Origin of the sequence: Pararhodospirillum photometricum DSM 122, assembly GCF_000284415.1 — a bacterium.
Taxonomy (GTDB): Bacteria; Pseudomonadota; Alphaproteobacteria; order Rhodospirillales; family Rhodospirillaceae; genus Pararhodospirillum; species Pararhodospirillum photometricum.
This window is the reverse complement of record NC_017059.1, coordinates 3,642,135-3,662,098: the sequence shown is the minus strand read 5'-3', so window position 1 is coordinate 3,662,098 and position 19,964 is coordinate 3,642,135. Positions and strand designations below refer to the sequence as shown.

Below are 19,964 nucleotides of genomic sequence, written 5' to 3'. Positions count from 1 at the left end.
CGTGCGCCGTCTTCGTTTGCCGCCCCTCTCGCCCCTGGCCCAGCGCCGGCTGGCCGTTTTTCGCGCCAACCGGCGGGGTGTGGTGTCCTTGTGGATGTTCCTGGCCCTGTTCGGCCTCAGCCTGGGCGCCGAGTTGATTGCCAACGATCGGCCGTTGCTGGTGCGCTACGACGGCGCCTTTTATCTGCCGGTGGTGCGCGATTATCCCGAGACGACCTTCGGCGGCCTGTTCCCCACCCCCGCCGATTACCGCGATTCCTTTGTCCGCGAGGCCATCGAGGCCAAGGGTTGGATCGTCTGGCCCTTGGTGCGCTACAGCGCCCAGACCGTCAACCGCGATACCAGCACTCCCTTCCCCTCCCCGCCCAGTTGGGAAAACCCGCTGGGGACCGACGACCAGGGCCGCGATGTCTTTGCCCGCCTGCTCTATGGCTTTCGCTTGTCGGTTCTGTTCGGCCTGATGCTGACCATCACCTCGTCGGCCGTTGGGGTGGTGGCCGGCGCCGTGCAGGGCTATTTCGGCGGCCTGATCGACCTCCTGGGCCAGCGCTTTCTCGAGATCTGGGGCGGGCTACCGCAACTGTTCGTGCTGATCATCGTCGCCAGCCTGATCCAGCCCGGCTTTTGGACCTTGTTGCTGGTGCTGTTGCTGTTTTCCTGGACCTCGCTGGTCGGGCTGGTGCGTGCCGAGGTCTTGCGCACGCGCAATTTCGATTACGTCCGCGCCGCCCGGGCGCTCGGCCTCTCCAACACCCGCATCGTGCTGCGCCACGTTTTGCCCAACGCCATGGTCGCCACCTTGACCTTTGCTCCCTTCTTGCTCTCCGGTTCGGTGACCGCCCTGACCGCCCTTGATTTTCTCGGTCTCGGCATGCCGCCCGGCGCTCCTTCTTTGGGCGAACTGCTGCGCGCCGGCAAGGAGAACTTGCAAGCGCCTTGGCTGGGCCTCACCGGTTTTATCGTGCTGGCCAGCCTGCTGACCTTGCTGGTGTTTATCGGCGAGGCGGTGCGCGATGCCTTCAACCCGCGCCAGGGAGGCCGGCGATGAGCGACGCCCCCCTCCTGCGCGTCGAAAACCTGTCGGTGTCCTTCGAGACCGGCGTGTCCTCGGTGGCGGCGGTGCGCGACGTCTCCTTCAGCGTCGCGCGCGGCGAAACCCTGGCCCTGGTCGGCGAAAGCGGCTCGGGCAAGTCGGTGAGCGCCTTGTCGCTGCTGGGCCTCCTGCCGCCCCAGGCCCGGACCCAAGGCGCCGTCTGGCTGGAGGGCGAAAACCTTCTCACGGCCTCCGAACCGCGCTTGCAGCAGATTCGCGGCGACCGGGCCGCCATGATTTTTCAAGAGCCCATGACCTCGCTGAACCCGCTGCACGGCATCGGGCGGCAGATTGGCGAGGTCCTGACCCTCCATAAGGGCCTGAGCGGGGCGGCGCTGCGCACGCGCGTCGCCGAGTTGCTCCACCTTGTCGGTCTGGAGGCCCTGGAGACCCGCCTCTCTGCCCTGCCCCACGAGTTGTCGGGGGGGCAGCGCCAGCGGGTGATGATCGCCATGGCCTTGGCCAACGATCCCGCCTTGCTCATTGCCGACGAACCAACCACCGCCCTTGATGTCACCATCCAAGCGCAGATCCTGGCCTTGCTCGACGACCTGCGCCGGCGCTTCACCATGGGGCTGTTGTTCATTACCCACGACCTGGGGCTGGTCCGCCGGCTCGCCGACCGGGTGGCGGTGATGAAGGACGGGGCAATCGTCGAAACCGGCACCACCGCCGAGGTCTTTGCCCGGCCCCAGGCCCCCTACACCCGAACCCTGTTGGCCAGTCGCCCCAAGGGCCTGCCGCCGCCGCCCGACGCCTCGGCCCCGGTGGTGCTGGAGGCCCACGATCTCAAAGTCCACTTCCCGGTCAAGGGCGGCCTGTTCGGGCGCCCCCGGGCCTGGGTGCGTGCCGTCGATGGCGTGTCGTTCCAGGTCCGGGCCGGCCAGACCGTGGGCGTGGTCGGCGAAAGCGGCAGCGGCAAGACCACCTTGGGGCTGGCCGTACTGCGTCTGGTCGCGGCCCAGGGGCGGCTCGTGTTTCTGGGGCGGTCGCTGGAAACGCTGTCGGCCCGCGCCTTGCGCCCCGTGCGCCGGCACATGCAAATCGTGTTTCAAGATCCGTTTGGGGCGCTGTCGCCCCGCTTGTCGATTGGCGAGATCGTCGGTGAGGGGCTGATGGTCCACGGCCTTGCCCGCACGCCGGCCGAGGTGCGGGCCCGCGTTTCCCAGGCGCTGCAAGAAGTGGGACTCGATCCCGAGGCCCAGGACCGCTATCCCCACGAGTTTTCCGGCGGCCAGCGCCAGCGCGTTTCGATCGCCCGCGCCCTCGCCCTCACGCCGTCGCTGATCATCCTCGACGAGCCGACCAGCGCCCTGGATGTCACCGTCCAGGCCCAGATCGTGGACCTGTTGCGCGCCCTTCAGGACCGGCACAAGCTGGCCTATGTCTTCATCAGCCATGATCTTCGGGTGGTGCGAGCCCTGGCCTCCGAGATCATGGTGATGAAAAACGGCCAAGTCGTCGAGGCCGGCCCCGCCGAAACCCTCTTCACCCGGCCTGCCCACCCCTATACCCAAGCACTCCTTCAGGCCGCTCTTGATCCTGATCTTGCGACGAGTGTGCGGGAAGGGATGAAAATTTAACGCGGGGCTGGCATGATGCCCTCGAAGACGAGTCCTTCCCAAGACGGGATCGAGCAATGGCCGACGATCAAGACGACAAGCGCCTGCCCAAGGAAGCGGTCTACTCCGTTCCCGTGGAAATCTCTGTGGTGCTCGGCAAGGCCGTGCTGCGGGTTCACCAGCTCCTTAAACTGGGCCGTGGCGCCGTCGTTGAACTGGAGCAGAAGATCAACGAGCCCGTCGAGGTCTACGCCAACGATGTTCTCATCGCCCGGGGCGAGGTCATCATCACCGATGGCGACAAAATCGGCGTGACCTTCACCGAATTGGTCCGCTCGGTCGCCCAAAAGCCCCGCGACTAAGCACTCGAGGGGTCTGGGGAGGCCGCGCCTCCCCAGCCTTTTTAAAAACAAGAAGACTGGGGAGGCGCGGCCTCCCCAGACCCCTCGATTCTTTTAAAGGTCGCTCCACTCGACGATGTGGTCTTCCAGGGGGCCAGCGTCGAGTTCGCTGACGGCGCGGCCGCGGGCGCTCATGCCGGCGCGGTGGACGCTTTCTGGGTCGCCGGTTTCCAGGGGATGCCAAGGCGGTAGGGGCTCGCCACGGGCTAGCAGGCGATAGGCGCAGGTCTCGGGCATCCAGGCGAGGCGGTGCAGGAGCCGGGGGGTCAACTTGACGCAGTCAGGGACCGTGTCCCAGCGTTTGACGTAGTCCGCGCACTGGCAAGAGGCAAGGTCCAGGAGTTCACAGGCCACATTGGTATAGTGAATGTGGCCCGTGTCTTCTTCCTGGAGTTTATGCAAGCAGCACTTCCCACACCCGTCGCACAAACTCTCCCACTCCGTTTCCGTCATCTCCGTGAGGCGTTTGACCTCCCAGAACCTCGGCGTGGCCGTGCGAGCCAGCGGCAGCGGGGGGAAGGACGCGGCCCGCCGCCGCGAAATCCGCTTCGATAATAAATTTGCGCACATGGGGCAGAATGTCCTCGCGCCAGCGGCGCCCATTGAAAATACCGTAGTGGCCTACTTTGGGCTGAAGATGGTGCTGACGCAAGGACGGCGGCAGGTTGGCGCACAGATCGTGGGCGGCGCTGGTTTGGCCGGGGCCGGTAATGTCGTCGCGTTCGCCTTCAACGGTCATCAGGAAGACATCGGTGATGGCGCCGGGATTGACGCGGCGGTTGTCCACCACCAGCTTGCCTTCGGCCAACTCGTGGTTCTTGAAGATACGCTCGACCGTTTCCAGGAAAAAGTCGGCGGACAGATCCATGACCGACAGATATTCGTCGTAGAAGGTCCGGTGCTGATCGGCGCTATCGCCGTCGCCTTCGACCAAGTGGTTGAAATAATCCAGGTGGGCGTTGACATGGCGGTCCATGTTCATGGCCATGAAGCCCGACAACTGGAGAAAGCCCGGATACACCTCGCGTCCCCGCCCCAGATACTGGCCCGGCACGGTGTGAATGAGGTTCTTGCTGAACCACTCCATATCGTGGCTGTCGGCGAAGCGGTTGACCTCGGTCGGGTTGACTCGGGTGTCGATGGGGCCGCCCATCAGCACCATGGACGCCGGCCGGCACGGGTCGTTGTCCTCGGCCATCAGTGAAACGGCGGCCAGCACCGGCACACTGGGCTGACACACCGCCAGAATGTGGGTGCCGGGGCCCAGGACCGTCAGGAAGGTGCGCACATAGTTGACATAGGTATCAAAGTCGAAGCGCCCTTCGTCCGGCGGCACCTCACGGGCGTTGACCCAGTCGGTGATGTAAATGTCGTGATCGGGCAGCAACGCCTCCACCGTGCCACGCAGCAAGGTCGCGTAATGCCCCGACATCGGCGCCACCACCAGCACCCGCGGCTGGCCCGGCGCCTCAAGGCCCCGCTTGAAATGCACGAGATCGCAAAACGGCAGATCATACACCGTCACTTCCTCGACCCACGTGCGGTGCCCGTTGACCTCAATGTGATCGAACCCAAAGCGCGGTTTGCCATAGCGCCGCGTCATGCGCTCGAACAAGGCGGCACCGGCCGCAATCTGCCGCCCGACCCGGGTGTACGACGCGGGGAGCCATGGGTTGGTGTACAGCCCGTGCATGGTGTGGGCCATGAAGCGCCAGGGCGTCAGGGCCGCATGTTGCATTTCGTGAAGGTCATAAAGCATTCGCGTCTCCCGGTACTCGGCTTGGGCGAGGAAGTGTGGCGTGGCCCGGTTGGCGAGCTCTGTCGTCCGGCTTCGCGACACAAAAGTGCGTGAAACCTCCCTGTTTTGAAAAGATCTTATCTTTCGGCGGTGCCAACGCAAGGGGAAACCCACGCCGACGTCAGAAAGAGGGCGGGAGAGCCGTGCCGGGGGGAGAGAATAGGTATTGTGGTGCGCAAATTAAAGGGGGAAAGGGGCGTTGGGCCTTTCCGGCGCACGAAATGCGCGGCGACTCGGCGGGGGGGAGGGAGGGAAAAGGGAAGGCTGGGGAGGCGTGGCCTCCCCAGACCCCTCGATTCCAGGAGGGGGTTAGGCGCTGGGGGGTTCGGTGGCGCGCATCGAGGGGCGGGTTTGGACCTCGGCATGCCACGCGGCCAAGCCGGGGCGGGTGTCCGGCCACGCGTCCCCGGAATAGCGGAAGCTGAGGTAGGAGAGCGCCACCGCGATGGTCAGGGGGCCGACCGAGAACGGCGCCGCCGCCAAGGTGTCGGCCTCGGCTTCCAGGACGTCGAGGGTGGCCTGAATGGAGGTAATCTGGCGGTCCAGCCACCACGCTTGCTGGGCGTCGGCAGCGCGGTAGCGGCCCTCGATGATGCGGGTCACGCACGCCGTCAGGATGCCGTCGCCCAGGGCCAGCCAGCGCAGGGCCGCCACCCGGCCCTCGCCCTCGGGAAACAGGCGCGGTCCGGTGTGCAGGTGGTCGAGGGTGTCGCAAATCAGGGTGCTCTCGGCCACCACCAAGCCATCGGGCATGATCAGGGCCGGGACCTTGCCCAAGGGCGTGTCGCGTCGGACATCGGTTTCGGGGTGCCAGACATCGGTGGGTAGAAGCTCGATCCGGTCGATCAGGCCGGTTTCGTGGGCGAACACCATGACCTTGCGGACAAACGGCGAGGTCGGGGAGTAGCGCAGGCGCAAACGGGGCTCGGACATGTCAGAAGTGATCCTTGCGGTGACGGACAGTGGCAAACACGGTCACAGGGTCGGCGCCAGCCAACCCCAGGGCGCGCAGCAAAACCGGATCATCGGCGCGCAAAAAAAGGATTGAGGGCGCGCTCGTCGGCGAGGCGGGAAGGCACCGAGGGCTGGCCTCGGGTGCGGCGTGCCTTGAGGTCGGCGGCATGGGCGTTGAGCGCCGGCGAGGCGGGCTCCAAGGCGAGGGCAAAGCGCACATTGCCCTCGGCATAGTCGTGCCCGCAATACACCAAAGTATCGGGATCCAGGGCGCGCAGCCGGGCCAGGGAGGCCCACATCTGCGCCGCCGTGCCCTCGAACACCCGGCCGCAGCCCATGGTGAACAGGCAATCCCCGGTAAACACCACCCCCGCGGCGGGGAAGTGGAAGGCCAGATGCCCGTGGGTATGGCCCGGGGTCGCCAGAGCCACCCCCTCGACCGCGCCGACGTGCACCCGGTCGCCATCGGCCAAGCCGTGGGTCAGGGGTGGCAGGCGGGCCCGATCCAGCGCCGCCCCCAGCACGGCGCACTCCGTCGTGTCGTGGATTTCCTCCACGCCATCGGTATGATCCGCGTGGTGGTGGGTGAGCAGGATCTGATGCAAAGGCCAGCCCAGCGCTCGGGCGTGGGCCAGCACCGGCGCCCCCGCCCCGGGATCGATGACCGCGCCCTGGCCGGTGGCCCGGCACCGCAGCAAGTAGGCATAATTGTCGGCGCGCAAGGGAATGATGGCGATGTCCAGGGTCTCCAAGACACGGTCCTCCAGGCGAGCGCCGGGCCGTCCCCGGATCGGGCGGCTCCTCGCTCGGGATGATGCCGGAGCGACGTGGTCTTGTGCAAGCACGCGCCGGACCTGTTATACTCGGCCCATGTGGACCGACGTGATGGACCTGGGCAGCTTTTATGCAAGCCGGCAGGGGCGGATGGCCCGGCGGCTGATCGGTCAGGCCTTGCGTGGCCTGTGGCCCGATGTCCGGGGCTGCCGCGTCGCCGGTTTGGGCTACGCCCCGCCCTTTTTGCGTCCGTTCCAGGCCGAGGCCGAGCGCGTGATCGCCTTGATGCCCGCCGGCATGGGTGCGCGACGCTGGCCTGCCCATCAGCCTTGCCTCGCCTCGGTGGTGGACGAGCGCCTGTTGCCCCTGCCCGATCGCTCGGTGGATCGGCTGTTGTTGGTGCACGCCCTAGAATACACCAGCGCCTTGCGCGAGGTCCTGCGGGAATGCTGGCGGGTCCTGACCGACGACGGGCGCCTCGTTGTGGTGGTTCCCAACCGCACCGGCCTATGGGCCCGCCTGGAGCACTCGCCCTTTGCCAGCGGCCGGCCGTTTTCCCAGGGGCAACTGGAAAAGCTGCTGCATGACAGCCTGTTTACTCCGATTCATTCCTCCACGGCCTTGTTCCTGCCTCCCGTGACCGGGCGGGCCCTGCTCGGCTCGGCGGCGACGGCCGAGCGCTTGGGTCGGCGCTGGTGTCGTGGGTTTGGCGGCGTGGTGGTGACGGAGAGTATGAAGGAAATTGCCGCTCCCGTCCTGCGCCCCACCCCTGCCCGTCCGGTGCGCCTTTCCCTGGCCTCGCCGTTGCGGGGGTCGTCGCGGGGGGTGCCCTAAAAGCAGGCAAGGCTGGGGCGGCGGGCCTCCCCAGGCCCCTCCGTTCCTGGGGAGGGAGGGCGTGCTGTCTCTTGCCTGGGGGGTGTCATGGGTTTATCATTTTCTCATTCGGGAAAATGATGGCAGTGTTGGGTGCATGCTTGAGATCTTCGAAATCGTTGCCAAGGCGGTGGCTGACCCGACCCGGGTGCGGCTGTTGAAGCTGCTGGAAGGCGGCGAGCTGTGCGTGTGCCAGATCACCGCGGTGCTGGACCTCGCCCCGGGCACCGTCTCCAAACATCTGAGCGCCCTCAAGGGGGCCGGTCTGGTGCAGCAGCGCCGGGACGGCAAGTGGGTCTACTACCGGCTGGCCGAGCGGGCCTTCAACCCCTATGCCCGCGCCTTCTTGGCGCTGGTGGCCACCAGCCTGGCCGACGATCCCACCGTGAGCGCCGATGCCCGGATCCTGGACCAGGTGACGGCCACCCCGGTGGCCAGCGTGTGTGCGCTGGGGCGGGCCGCCCTGCCCCCGGAGGCTCAAGCCGTTGCCAACCCATCCCACGGGGAATGCCATGGCTGATAAAATCTATACGGTCTTGTTTTTGTGCACTGGGAACTCGGCGCGAAGCATTCTGGCCGAGAGCCTTCTCAATCGTGAGGGCGCCGGCCGGTTTCGGGCCTTGAGTGCCGGCAGTCATCCCAAGGGGGCCATCGATCCCCAGGTGTTGGCGCTGCTCACTCAAACCGGTTTCCCGACCTCGGGCCTGCGTTCGAAATCCTGGGACGAGTTTGCGGCCCCGCACGGCCCCGCCTTGGATTTCGTCATCACCGTCTGCGACAGCGCGGCCGGCGAGGTGTGCCCGGTGTGGCCTGGGCAGCCGGTAACCGCCCACTGGTCGTTGCCCGATCCGGCGGCGTTTGTCGGTCCGGTGGCCGAGAAGAATGCCTTTTTGGGCGAGGTCATGCGCACGCTTCAGGCGCGCCTGAGCTTGTTCCTGGCCCTGCCGATTCCTGCGTTGGACCGTTTGTCTTTGCAAAGTCGCTTGGATGCGATTGGTGCGGTTCGGGAGGGGGAGCCGCCGGCTTGAGCGGTCCCTAAAGGAGGGCTGGGGAGGCGGGCCTCCCCCAGACCCCTCGGATTTTGCACGGAGGCCTGGAGTATGAGTCTGTTTGAACGGTATCTGACCCTATGGGTTCTTTTGTGCATCGGGATCGGGGTTGGCCTGGGGCATCTCTTTCCCGCGCCGTTCCAGGCCTTGGCCGGGCTGGAGGTCGCTCAGGTCAACCTGCCGGTGGCGGGGTTGGTTTGGGTGATGATCATTCCCATGCTGCTGAAAATTGATTTTGGTGCGTTGCACGGTGTCCGCGCGCACTGGCGGGGGATCGGTGTTACCCTGTTTGTCAACTGGGCGGTCAAGCCCTTTTCCATGGCGTTTCTGGGCTGGGTGTTCATCAGCCACCTGTTTCGCCCCTGGCTGCCCGCCGACCAGATTGACAGCTATCTTGCCGGGCTGATTTTGCTCGCCGCCGCGCCCTGCACCGCCATGGTGTTCGTGTGGTCCTCGCTGTGCCGGGGGGAGCCGCATTTCACCTTATCTCAGGTGGCGCTCAACGATCTGATTATGGTGTTTGCTTTCGCCCCTTTGGTTGGGCTGCTCAACATCTTGAAGGCGGTGGAAACACAGCCGATCTCATCGGCCAGCGCGGTACCGGGCAACAGGAGCGCCAACGCGACAGCCAACCCCCTGCCTCGTTTTGTCCAAAAACTAAAGTCATGTTCGCTCCCCGACTCTGGCGGAGTCTGACCTCCGCGCCAAAGGAAAAAGGACCGGGTTCCGTGAGAACCCGGCCTTCATGACTTGGGGCGAGAGATGGGACTCGAACCCACGACCTCATGGACCACAACCACGCGCTCTAACCAACTGAGCTACACCCGCCGTCGATGTGGGGCGCTTTTTACTGGGTTGGCCCGAGGGCGTCAAGGGCTTTGTTTCACGGCTGCGTCGCTTTGTTGAAAAACCGCCCCAGGCGGGCCAGAGCTTCGTCGAGATCGGCATCGCGCTTGGCAAAACAGAAGCGCACCAAGTGGGCGGGAGGCGGAGAATCGGAGGTGTCCTGCGCATAAAAGGCACTGACCGGCACCAAGGTGACCTTGGCCTCGGTGGTCAGCCAGCGGCACAGTTCGGCATCGGGCCGATCCACGCCAAGCGGGCGAAAGTCGGCACTGAGAAAATAAGTCCCTGCGCAGGCCAGCACGCCAACTCCCAGCGCCTCCAGGCCCCGGGCCAGCCGATCACGCCGGGCCTGCATATCGGCCTTGAGCCCGTCGAAATAGGCGTCGTCCTTGCCCAGCCCGTAGGCGACGGCGCGCTGCAAGGGAATCGGAGTGGTAAAGGTGAGATACTGATGAGCCTTGGCAATGGGCTCCAGGAGCGCCGGCGCCGCCACGATCAGGCCAACCTTCCAGTTGGTCAGCGAAAAGGTCTTGCCGGCCGAGCCGATCCGCACGCAGCGCTCGCGCATGCCGGGCACGGTCATCAGCGGCACATGGGGCCGACCATCGAACACCAGATGCTCGTAAACCTCATCGCAAAGGGCATAGGCGTCGTGGCGCTCCAGCAGGTCGGCCAGGAAGACCAACTCCTCGGGCGAGAACACCTTGCCACAGGGGTTCATCGGCGAGTTCAGGATCATCAGCTTGGTGCGCGGCCCAAAAGCCCGGGCCAGGGCCTCGCGCGGCAAGTCCCAGTGCGGCGGCTCCAGGCGCACCAGCCGGGGGATACCGCCGGCACGGCGCACGATGGGCAGGTAGCTATCATACAAAGGCTCAAGAAGCACGACCTCGTCCCCCGGCTCGATCAAGCCGAACAGGGCATCGGCCAGAGCCTCGGTCGCGCCCGAGGTGACCAGGACCTCGCGCTCCCAATCAATGTCGAGGCCATAAAAGCGCGCCTCGTGAGCAGCCACGGCCTGCCGCAACACCGGCTCTCCCATCATGGGGGGATACTGATGCGGTCCCGCCGTCAAGGCCGCGCGGGCCGCCTCGATGACGTCGGGGGGCTCCAGGCCCTCGGGGAATCCCTGCCCCAGGTTGATGGCGCCATGCTCCTGGGCCAGACGCGACATTACGGTAAAGATGGTCGTCCCAAGGGACGAAAACAGGGCGTTCGCCGCCTTCATGCCGAGTCCTCCTGACATCCCAGGGACTTGGGTCCTGGGCGGCCTCCAGGGTAACGCGCGTTGATTTCAAAAGCATGCCCAAAGAAGAAGCATCGTGCCCGTACCAAAGGCAGTAAAGCTTGCGTCAGGACGCCGTCGGGGGTAAAAAACCGTAAATTTAATCAGTCTGTTACCTGGAGATTGAACAGGTGGCACGGGACATGATAAGCATCCCGCCAAGCGGCCCGCGAGGGGCGCGCCCCGACCCATCCAGCCGGAGCAACCGCAGCCCATGAAAAAAATCGAAGCGATCATCAAGCCCTTCAAACTGGACGAGGTGAAGGAAGCGCTTCACGAAATCGGCTTGCAGGGGATCACCGTCACCGAGGCGAAGGGGTTTGGCCGCCAGAAGGGCCACACCGAATTGTATCGCGGCGCCGAGTACGTGGTTGACTTCCTGCCCAAGGTCAAAATCGAGCTGGTGATCGAGGATACCCTGGTGGAGCGCGCCGTCGAGGCCATCCAGCAGGCTGCGCAGACCGGTCGCATTGGCGACGGCAAGATCTTCATCTACCCCATTGAGGAAGCCATTCGCATCCGAACCGGGGAACGGGGCAGCGACGCGATTTAATAAGGGCGTCGCAGGGGACGCTCTCGCGGACGTTGACCCTCACCAGGCTTTGCCACCTGCCGGCCCGCTCCCCGGGATCGTCCGATGGACCCAGGAGCAGGAAAAGGTGGCCCGGCACAGTCCGCCGGTTGTTCGCCGGTGACCCCTTCCAGCAGGACCGGGCCGCCGCAGTTTTAGACAAGTCTCATGACAACGGGAACTCAAGGTCATGTCCGACGCCAAGACCATTCTCGAAATGATCAAGGAAAACGACGTTAAGTTCGTCGATTTCCGTTTTACCGACCCGAAAGGCAAGTGGCAGCACACAGCCCAGTACGTCTCGACCATCGACGAGGACGCCCTGAACGAGGGCATCATGTTCGACGGCTCGTCGATCGCGGGTTGGAAGGACATCAACGAGTCGGACATGATCCTGAAGCCGGATCTGAAGTCCGCGGTGATGGATCCGTTTGCCGCCCAGCCCCAGCTGATCCTGTTCTGCGACGTCTACGAGCCCTCGACCGGGCAGCCCTATGACCGTTGTCCGCGGTCGATCGCCAAGAAGGCACTTGCCTACCTGGCCTCCTCGGGCGTCGGCGACACCGCCTTCTTCGGCCCCGAGGCCGAGTTCTTCGTGTTCGACGACGTCCGCTACGACGTGTCGATGAACCGCTGCATGTTCGAGATCGACAGCGAGGAAGGCCCCTACGTCACCGGCAAGGTGTTCGACGAAGGCAACTACGGCCACCGTCCGCCGATCAAGGGCGGCTACTTCCCCGTGCCGCCGGTGGACAGTGCCCAGGACCTGCGCGCTGAGATGGTTTCGACCATGGCCGAGATGGGCATGCCCGTCGAGAAGCACCACCACGAAGTGGCGCCCTCGCAGCATGAGCTGGGCATTCGCTTCAACACCCTGATTGAAGCCGCCGACGACATGCAGAAGTACAAGTATGTCGTTCATATGGTCGCCCACGCCTACGGCAAGACCGCGACCTTCATGCCCAAGCCCATCGCCGGCGACAACGGCTCGGGCATGCACACCCATCAGTCCATCTGGAAGGACGGCAAGCCTCTGTTCGCGGGCTCGGGCTATGCCGACCTGTCCGACATGGCGCTGTACTACATCGGCGGTATCATCAAGCATGCGAAGGCCCTGAACGCCTTCACCAACCCGCTGACCAACTCCTACAAGCGCCTGATCCCCGGCTTCGAGGCCCCCGTGCTGCTGGCCTACTCGGCCCGCAACCGCTCGGCCTCCTGCCGCATCCCCTACGTCGCTAGCCCCAAGGGCAAGCGCGTTGAGGTTCGCTTCCCGGATCCGGGCGCCAACCCCTACCTCGCTTTCGCCGCCATGATGATGGCTGGCCTCGATGGCATCGAGAACAAGATCCATCCGGGCGACCCGATGGACAAGAACCTCTACGACCTGCCCCCCGAGGAACTGGCCGGCATCCCCACCGTCTGTGGCTCGCTGCGCGAAGCCCTGGACAGCCTGAACGCCGACCGCGACTTCCTCAAGAAGGGCGGCGTGTTCTCGGACGACATGATCGACGGCTACTTGGCTCTGAAGTGGGAAGAAGTGTACAACTTCGAGCACGCGCCGCATCCGATCGAGTACAAGATGTACTACTCGGTGTGATCTAAGCTCTGAACATTAGGGGGCACCGCGCCTATCGGGCAAAGTGGCCCCCTTCCGTCGAGCTAGCAAAGAGGACCCTATTGGCGCTAGGTGTCGGTGGGGTCCTCTTTTTTTTGAAGCGCTCTTTAACTCAGAGGATACTTCTCTGTCTCCACTCCCTTGGCGACATCCCCGTATGGTCCTTGAAAGCCTTGCTGAAGTGACTGAGGCTTGAAAAGCCGACCGCGTAGGCTGTTTCCGTGACGCTCCCCCCGTTTCCCAACAAGGTCATAGCCACCTTGAAGCGGATCGAGCGCAGGTACGCATGCAAGGACGCCCCCATGACGTGGCGAAACCCAGCCTGAAGTCGTTTTTCGCTGAGCCCGACGTGGCGCGCTAGCTGTCCGGTACTCCACCGCCTGCCGTAGTCTCCCTCCAGGAGGCGGCAGACCATGGCGATGCGCTTGCGCTCGCGCACCGAAATCGTGACCTCAGGGGACGGAAAACTATCGCGGAGTGCCAGGACCAACAACTCCAGGGCCTTGGCACGCAAAGACAGTTCTTTCAGGAAAGGACCCTCAACAGCCTCGCACGCCAGAATTTCGTTGGCGGTTCGTCGTACCTCGGGGGAGGTGGATCCGACCCGCAGCATCCCCCCGTCAGAGCCCTCGGTCTTGGCAAAAAGGGCTTCGTGCACAACAGTCATTGCGAGATCGGGGGCTCTGGGCAAAAAGATCCGCGGGGGAAAGCGTACATCCACAAAACGCAGCGCTCCTTGTGCCTTCACCACATCGTCGCCATGGGCCGCATGCCCCATGGCGTATAAAACCGTGGTATCTGGCCGCAGCGTCAACGCGGGACCGAGGGCCGGCTTCATGGCCACTTCGCCCTCAAGCAATACCCCCACACAAACCATGGGCGGAGCTTCGCCGGAGATCCCCCACTCCCGTTCCACGGGGCCACTCCAGGTTCCGAGGAGGATGTCTTCTTGAACGTCGTGGAGGCGCAAACGGCGGGCAGCTTCCTCGGCAGGAAGGGGCAACGCCGGCCACAGACAATGGCTCCCCAGAGGGAGAGAGCCCCGATCCGTCAGACCACAGTGGTTCATGAATTTTGCCCTAAAACCACAAAAACTGGCCGGCTACCGTTAGACGGCCTTCCAGGGGTTGAGATTAAATCTCATTGCCACATCGATAAAAGGGGTGTCCAGCCACGCGCCTGTGTCGGGGTGGTGCGTGTCGTATCCGACCGCATCCTTCCTGGAATGGAAAAAGGAGATGGGCTGATGCAGGGGCCTTTTCGCGCCGGTGGCGCCGTTTTACTGATGACGTTGACGTGGCCTGCTTTTGCGCAAGAAACCCCAGACGAAGGAACAGAATCCGCCTACGGTGTCATCATGTTGGCTCCCGTTTCGGTAACGGCCAACAAGCGCGACCAAACGGATTTCGAGGTCTCTGGCAGCGTGGCCGTGAAAACGGGCGAGGCGTTGGCAAAAGACCGGGTGAACAGCACCGATAAGCTCGACACACTGTTTCCCGAGCTGCAATCCATGGGGCGCAGCTCCCGGGTTTACAACAATTTTACATTGCGCGGCCTGTCGTCAGGCGATTTTTATGGGCCGGCGGTCGGCCTGAATGTGGACGGCGTTCCTCAGTTACCGCACGCGTATGCACAAGCCCTGGAAAATGTCGATCGGGTTGAACTCGTCAAAGGTCCGCAAGGCGCGGTTTATGGGCGCGGGGCCCTGGGCGGCGTGATCAATGTGGAAAGCGCCCTGCCCGACGACAAGCCAACGCTGTGGACCGACGTTCAGGCCTTCAGCCGGGGGCACCGGGTGTCGGGCGGGGCCAGCAGTGGTCTTCATGCCGGGTGGGCAATCCAGGGCATGGCCAATGACAGTATGGAGGGAGGCTCGCTCGACGATCCGAGTCGCGGCCTGGAAAACATCGACGACCGCCGCGTGACCAGCGGACGGGTCTCGCTTCATTACCTGCCCTCCTCCCAGCCGTTCAGCGCGCGCTTGAAAATCGGCACCGAGCGCTATCGGTCGGAAGAGGAATACTACGTGTCCTTGGATGATCTGTCGCGCGACAGGGTCAATCCGGTGGTGACAACGCCCAAACTCAACCGCCGCCTTGATGATATCAGCCTGAGCGCGACCCACGAAATCACCGATCGGTGGACAACCACAGGCATTGTCTCCTGGCAAGAAATGTTTCTGGAGCGCACTTTTGGCACCTACGGCATCGACACGGAGGAAGACCAAACGAGCCTGTATGGGGAACTGCGCGCCAATTACAAAGCCGATGACCTGTCCTTGATCGTTGGGTACAGCGGGCAAAGGCAACGCTACAAATACGAGGACGTGGGAGGTGAGGGAAGCATTGGGTCCATGGGCGGCCCCCTCTCCGACAACACCATGATGACCCACTCTTTCTTCGCTGATAGCACGTATCGCTTGGCACCGCGCTGGGAGATCAGCGCCGGCGCCCGTGTGGCCTGGGAAAAGGCTAAGTCCCTCATGAGCATTCCCGACGAAACCGGTGCAATCGGTGACCACCGCAATGAGGCAACGTTTTGGGCCATCACCCCTCACGCGGCCCTTGCCTACCTTCCTTCCGAGGAACATCGCCTTTGGGTGGGCATTGGCCGGGGGTACAAGCCTGGAGGCTTTAACAAAGCCGGTACCACAACTTTGGATACGGCCTCTTATGGCTCCGAGACCGTTCTCAGCTTTGAAACCGGCTGGAAGTATCAGTCACGGGATGGGAGGCTACGCACCGAAGCCACCGTGTACGATATCGAGAGCCACGAGGTGCAAGGCTACAGCGGACCGGCAGGCTTGATGACGCTCTCCAACATGGGGGATGCCCGTAGCCTGGGGGTTGAGGTCAGCGGCACGGCCGTGATTTTTGAGGATCAGGAAGTTTCTGTCGGTGGCATGGTCAACCGAAGCCGGTTTACCAAAGGTCCGTACGAGGGCAACACCACGCCTTATGCCCCGGCCTACAGCCTGCGGGCCTCGTGGACCGGCCATTTCGGTGAAGGTGGCCGTTGGCAGCCCACGGCAACCGTACGCCACGTCGGGGAGCACTATTTCGACGAAAACAACACCCTACGCCAGGGGGCTTACACGGTGGTGGACGCGGGGATGACCTATGAGACCGAGTATGGGGTGAAAATCGGCGTCTATGGCCGCAACTTGTCTGATACTCTTTATCAGGTTTATGCCAACAGCTATGTTGGGGCACAACTCAACGATCCGCGTGAGTTCGGATTGCAGCTATCCGCCCGGTTTTAAGGGCGGAAGACGGTAAAAGAAAGAAAGGCTGGGGAGGCGCGGCCTCCCCAAACCCCTCGTTTCCTTTAAGAGGGTGTTAAAAAGGAAAAAGCGTCTCCAAGATTAACCAGCATCAAGATCCCCGGGGCGGAGGTCAGGCGGCGTCGGGAGTGCGTCTGCCCCCCTGACCCCCCGCCCTGGAGGCAACCCCCTTTTTTCCTTCTCCAAAGGACCGGAGGGGTCTGGGAAGGCCCGGCGCCTCTCCAGCCTTTCCTCTCTTTTAAGCCGCCGCCAGGGCATCCACGGGCACATACGGCCCGAGATAGCCCAGGTCCTTCAGCGCGTCGCGGAAGCTGTCAAGAATCAGCCCCCCCGGTTCGGTCAACGGCGCCTCGGCCCGCCAAGCGAGCAGACTGGCCCGGCGGTTCATCACCGAGGGATCAAGGGTGCCGTTGCTCTGGATCAGGTCGCCATTGGTGTATACCGCCTGCCCCTTACCCTCCAGGAAGTAGGCGATGGAGTCGGGGGCCATGGCGATGGGGTGGGGCTTGGCGCTGTCCCAGGCCAGCAGGGACTCGTTTTCAAACAAAACCGTCACGGTCTGGCCGTTGGACTGCAACACCACCTTGCCCGTGTCAAAGCCGCCGCTGGTATCGGTCTGGACCGCCATCAAGCGCCCGGGCGGCATGATCGGCACGGCCTGGATATGGAAACGCTCGGCCAGAAACTCGATCATGGCATCGGTTGCCGTGATCTGCCCCGCTTGCAAGGCGCGCCCCAGGGTCAGGGCCCGGGCCACGGTGCCCCGGATGGGCAGGGCCTTGTCGAGCAAGGTCGGCGGCATCACCCACAAGGCCAGCCCACCAAACTGACCAAACTGCGGCGCCGCCACGATCGGACGCGTCATCTGCTCGACGATCACCGAAACATCTTGCTGATGCTGCAAGCCGCCGTCTTCGCCATAACGCGGGGTGACATCAAGCTCGACCCGCAGTTCGCCTTGGCTGACCAAAAAAGTCGGGCGCGGACTAACCCCGGCGGCGGCATAGGTCAGCATGGGCAAGGACGGAACAGCGCGACCGGCTCCGTCGCCATCAATCACCTTCAAGCCCAGCTTGGCGGCCACGAGCACCGCCACCACAAAGCCCAGGGCCCCGCTTTCCGGCGGCGCGATGTAGGCCAGGGTCCGTCCCTGGGACACCAAGCGCTGCTGCACGGCCCGGGCGGCTTCCACCGGACCAATGGGATAGGCCACGCTGTTGATGGCTTCGGGCGCCCCCATGTAGGCCACCATCACGGCCTCGCCCTCGGTCGCCTCGGCCACTCCCACGACCTCCACCCGATCGGTCGGGTAATACCGGCCTGGCTTGAAGTGGGCGCACAGGTGCCGGGCCGACTGAACGGTGCCACCGCCCCCACTCCCGAAAAAGGCTCCGCCCAGGAGCAGGGCTTCCATATCGTCCGTGCTCAGTTCGTATCCCATAGGGGTCCCCCTTCTATCCCATGATCTGCGGGTCCTTGTTTCGACCCGGCATGAACTTGCGGGGGAGGAAATGCACATGCTGTGCCATGTTGGAGAGAAAAAAGAAGAAAAGGCTGGGGGGCACGGCCTCCCCAGATCCCTCGGTCTTTGGGGCTTGAGAGCTAGTGATCTGCGTCGGTCGCCAGCAGGGCAAGAGCGCGCTGCACCAAAGGCGGCGCCTCGGACAAGGCCACCCCGCGCAGGGCCCGGGTCAGCAGCTCGGTCCCTGCCGCCGCCCGCCCGGTCTCGCGCAACACCTGAGCCAAGGCCGTGGCAGCCTCGACCCGGGCCGCAACCGAGCCCAGGGCCTGGGCGGTGGAGAGCGCACCGTACAGGTCCTGGCAAGCCTCTTCCTCCTCGCCAAGCGCCCGCCTAGCCCGGGCTCGCACGACGAGAAGCTCGCCAAGATAGGCGCGGTCTTGGGTCTGCATGGCCACCTCAACACCCAAATCAGCGGCGGCCAGGGCCTCCTGGGACCGCCCGGCGGCAAGTAAGGCTAAGGCGCGGTGCCACGCCTGAAAGGAATGGAACAAACGGCCCCCTCGGCGTACCAGCAAGGTATCGTAGCCCTCTTGGATGACGGCCTCGGCCACCCCGGGCTCCCCCTCCCAGCCTTCGTGAATCCCGCGGAAAATCTGACCCACGCCTTGATAGAATGTAAACCCATACTCGCGCGAAAGGGTTTCCAGGGCGCTCCCGTGGGTCCCGGTAGCCTCCCGTTCCTCGAACAGACACGACAACCACGCCGCGCCCTGAAGAGTCAGGGCATGATTGAAGGCATGGAAGCGCTGAGTTTCCAGGCGCCGTACCAGCATCGCCAGGGCTTTGCGGGCTTGGGCGAAGGATCCCAGACGAAAAGCGGCCAAGCCCTCCAGGGTGAGGGCAAGATTGGCCAAGTCAATCCCCTGGCCGCCCAGGCGTTCTTCGGTGCGATCCACGCCCAAAAGCTGGCAGCGGGCAAGACAGGCCAAGGCTTCCTCGGCATCGCCCAGCCAAAACAAGGTATTGGCCAAAGCCACATACGCATCGCCCAAGGCATCGCCCAAGGACTGGCTCAAAGCATGCTGGATCATGTCCTGGGCGCTGGCTCGGGCTTTCACCAGATCCAGCGCCATGAGCTGCGCCCCCCAGATCCCGAACTGGAGATGGGCCCGTTCCAGAGGGTCACCACGCCCCAGGTTCAAGGCGGCCTGGTAGCAGTCCTGGGCCTCGGCACACAACCAGCCGTTGACACTGCGTAAACTGATTCCCAAAAGGCGATAAACATCAAACAACAAGAGGGCCTCTTCCTCGCCCTCCCCGTCCCCCTCGCCCTGTAGCTTCAGACAACGGCGCAAGGTCACGATGGCCTCGCGATAGCGGGCGCTGTCCACCAACAAGCGGGCATCGTCCAGGAGATCGCGCATTCTTTGCAGCGGAGCATCCCGAGACTTCAGCCGGCGCTCGATGACCTTGCGACTCACGCCCAGGACCTTGGCTGCCGCGCTTTTGTTGCCATCACACCGTGCCAGGGCATGATCGATCAGCAGGTTTTCCGCCGCCAGGAGCTTGTCGTCACCGGGCAGGCGCAGCAGGGCCTCGGCGATCTCATCCTCGCGTAGGCGGGGCTCCGGGGCATGGGCCAGGAAGGGCTCCAAGACGGCCAAGCCAATCTCTGGCGTTTCAGCCAACACCCCCAACTGATCAATCAGATTGCGCAATTGTCGGATGTTGCCCGGCCAGGGCTGTTGGCGCAGCAAGGACAAGGCGGCGGGGGAAAAGCTCAGGGGCCGGGGCTGGCGCAGGGCAAAATGCCGCACTAGATCGGGAATATCGCCCCGGCGCTGCTCCAACGTGGGCAACTCCACGGTAAAGACGGCAAGCCGGTAATACAAATCCTCGCGAAAGCTGCCCTCGGCCACCATGGCCCGCAGATCGCGGTGAGTCGCGGCGATGATCCGCCCCTCGAAGTGCAAGGGCTCGGCCGATCCGACCGGCCGAAATAAACGGGTCTCCAAAACCCGCAGCAGCTTGGGCTGCAACGCCACCGGCAACTCGCCGATTTCATCCAGAAACAAGGTCCCCTTGGTCGCTTGGGAAAAGGTCCCGGGGCGATACGCCGAGGCTCCGGTAAAGGCCCCTTTGACGTGGCCAAACAACTCGGATTCCACCAAGGATTCCGGGATGGCCCCGCAGTTCACATCCACAAACGGCCCCTCGGCATAGCCGCTCAGGGCGTGGATGCGCCGGGCCACGACCTCCTTGCCGGTGCCTGTTTCTCCCAAAATGAGCAAGGGACGATCGGTCGGGGCGATCTTGTCGATCAGCGATCGGACGCGTTGGAGAGCCGAGGAACTCCCCACCATATCGGGTGCCCCTTCCGGGGCGGCCTGGGGCGTGA

General features: G+C 64.0%; 16 protein-coding genes, 1 tRNA gene and 2 pseudogenes. 10 read left to right on the top strand and 9 right to left on the bottom strand.

Going from position 1 to position 19,964, the window contains the following annotated elements; genetic code table 11:
• The first annotated feature begins 1 nt into the window (after position 1).
• The 3 genes from RSPPHO_RS16290 to RSPPHO_RS16280 are packed head-to-tail and all read left to right on the top strand — an operon-like array spanning position 2 to position 3,017.
• The gene (locus RSPPHO_RS16290; protein ID WP_041796020.1) at positions 2-1,048 is read left to right on the top strand and encodes an ABC transporter permease; all 1,047 of its coding nucleotides are present in this window, start codon (positions 2-4) and stop codon (positions 1,046-1,048) included.
• Positions 1,045-2,676, top strand: coding sequence for an ABC transporter ATP-binding protein (locus RSPPHO_RS16285; protein ID WP_041796018.1), 1,632 nt, complete (start codon positions 1,045-1,047; stop codon positions 2,674-2,676). Before RSPPHO_RS16290 ends, RSPPHO_RS16285 begins: the two co-directional genes overlap by 4 nt.
• A 56-nt stretch (positions 2,677-2,732) precedes the next feature.
• Positions 2,733-3,017 carry a FliM/FliN family flagellar motor switch protein gene (locus tag RSPPHO_RS16280; RefSeq protein WP_014416297.1) on the top strand — a complete coding sequence of 95 codons (285 nt, stop codon included), beginning with the start codon at positions 2,733-2,735 and terminating at the stop codon, positions 3,015-3,017.
• Between the two features lie 93 nt (positions 3,018-3,110).
• Here the strand turns inward: RSPPHO_RS16280 and RSPPHO_RS16275 are convergent, their stop codons facing one another.
• From RSPPHO_RS16275 to gloB, 4 genes and pseudogenes are all read right to left on the bottom strand, one after another.
• Positions 3,111-3,509: a YcgN family cysteine cluster protein gene (locus tag RSPPHO_RS16275; protein ID WP_041796016.1), complete on the bottom strand. Its 399-nt coding sequence runs from the start codon at positions 3,507-3,509 to the stop codon at positions 3,111-3,113.
• Positions 3,451-4,815: a polyhydroxyalkanoate depolymerase gene (locus RSPPHO_RS16270; RefSeq protein ID WP_157879284.1), complete on the bottom strand. Its 1,365-nt coding sequence runs from the start codon at positions 4,813-4,815 to the stop codon at positions 3,451-3,453. Before RSPPHO_RS16270 ends, RSPPHO_RS16275 begins: the two co-directional genes overlap by 59 nt.
• A gap of 348 nt (positions 4,816-5,163) precedes the next feature.
• Complete coding sequence (locus tag RSPPHO_RS16265; RefSeq protein ID WP_041796014.1) at positions 5,164-5,787, bottom strand: glutathione S-transferase family protein; 624 nt, start codon at positions 5,785-5,787, stop codon at positions 5,164-5,166.
• Between the two features lies 1 nt (position 5,788).
• Positions 5,789-6,560, bottom strand: a pseudogene (gene gloB, locus RSPPHO_RS16260) (hydroxyacylglutathione hydrolase).
• A 133-nt stretch (positions 6,561-6,693) separates the two neighbouring features.
• Between gloB and RSPPHO_RS16255 the strand changes: the two are divergent.
• From RSPPHO_RS16255 to RSPPHO_RS16240, 4 genes and pseudogenes are all read left to right on the top strand, one after another.
• Positions 6,694-7,416, top strand: coding sequence for a class I SAM-dependent methyltransferase (locus RSPPHO_RS16255; RefSeq protein ID WP_242390527.1), 723 nt, complete (start codon positions 6,694-6,696; stop codon positions 7,414-7,416).
• 61 nt (positions 7,417-7,477) lie between these two features.
• Entirely contained in the window at positions 7,478-7,975 is a 498-nt protein-coding gene (locus tag RSPPHO_RS20465) for an ArsR/SmtB family transcription factor (RefSeq protein ID WP_242390526.1), read from the top strand.
• On the top strand, positions 7,968-8,483 hold the full coding sequence (locus tag RSPPHO_RS20460; protein ID WP_041796012.1) for an arsenate reductase ArsC: 516 nt from the start codon (positions 7,968-7,970) through the stop codon (positions 8,481-8,483). Before RSPPHO_RS20465 ends, RSPPHO_RS20460 begins: the two co-directional genes overlap by 8 nt.
• Before the next feature lie 72 nt (positions 8,484-8,555).
• A pseudogene (locus RSPPHO_RS16240) lies at positions 8,556-9,071 on the top strand (arsenic resistance protein); the annotation flags it as partial.
• 184 nt (positions 9,072-9,255) lie between these two features.
• Here RSPPHO_RS16240 and RSPPHO_RS16235 read toward each other — a convergent pair.
• A tRNA-His gene (locus RSPPHO_RS16235) sits at positions 9,256-9,332 on the bottom strand.
• Positions 9,333-9,387: 55 nt separating this feature from the next.
• Positions 9,388-10,575, bottom strand: a complete 1,188-nt coding sequence (locus RSPPHO_RS16230) for an aminotransferase (protein WP_041796010.1) — start codon at positions 10,573-10,575, stop codon at positions 9,388-9,390.
• Positions 10,576-10,846: 271 nt separating this feature from the next.
• On the opposite strand from RSPPHO_RS16230, the gene RSPPHO_RS16225 reads away from it, so the two are divergent.
• Together RSPPHO_RS16225 and glnA are read left to right on the top strand one after the other, a co-directional pair.
• Positions 10,847-11,185 carry a P-II family nitrogen regulator gene (locus tag RSPPHO_RS16225; protein WP_014416288.1) on the top strand — a complete coding sequence of 113 codons (339 nt, stop codon included), beginning with the start codon at positions 10,847-10,849 and terminating at the stop codon, positions 11,183-11,185.
• A 208-nt stretch (positions 11,186-11,393) separates the two neighbouring features.
• On the top strand, positions 11,394-12,803 hold the full coding sequence (gene glnA / locus RSPPHO_RS16220; protein ID WP_014416287.1) for a type I glutamate--ammonia ligase: 1,410 nt from the start codon (positions 11,394-11,396) through the stop codon (positions 12,801-12,803).
• Between the two features lie 130 nt (positions 12,804-12,933).
• On the opposite strand, the gene RSPPHO_RS16215 is transcribed toward glnA, so the two are convergent.
• Complete coding sequence (locus tag RSPPHO_RS16215) at positions 12,934-13,698, bottom strand: helix-turn-helix transcriptional regulator (RefSeq protein ID WP_162138102.1); 765 nt, start codon at positions 13,696-13,698, stop codon at positions 12,934-12,936.
• A 369-nt stretch (positions 13,699-14,067) separates the two neighbouring features.
• Between RSPPHO_RS16215 and RSPPHO_RS16210 the strand changes: the two genes are divergently transcribed.
• Positions 14,068-16,083 (top strand): TonB-dependent receptor, encoded by a 2,016-nt coding sequence (locus RSPPHO_RS16210; protein ID WP_041796008.1) that lies wholly within the window; start codon positions 14,068-14,070, stop codon positions 16,081-16,083.
• A 259-nt stretch (positions 16,084-16,342) separates the two neighbouring features.
• On the opposite strand, the gene RSPPHO_RS16205 is transcribed toward RSPPHO_RS16210, so the two are convergent.
• Together RSPPHO_RS16205 and RSPPHO_RS16200 are read right to left on the bottom strand one after the other, a co-directional pair.
• A complete protein-coding gene (locus RSPPHO_RS16205) occupies positions 16,343-17,545 on the bottom strand; it encodes a DUF917 domain-containing protein (protein WP_041796006.1) in 1,203 nt (400 codons plus the stop codon).
• A gap of 161 nt (positions 17,546-17,706) precedes the next feature.
• Positions 17,707-19,929 (bottom strand): sigma-54-dependent Fis family transcriptional regulator, encoded by a 2,223-nt coding sequence (locus RSPPHO_RS16200; RefSeq protein ID WP_051013956.1) that lies wholly within the window; start codon positions 19,927-19,929, stop codon positions 17,707-17,709.
• Positions 19,930-19,964 lie beyond the last annotated feature (35 nt).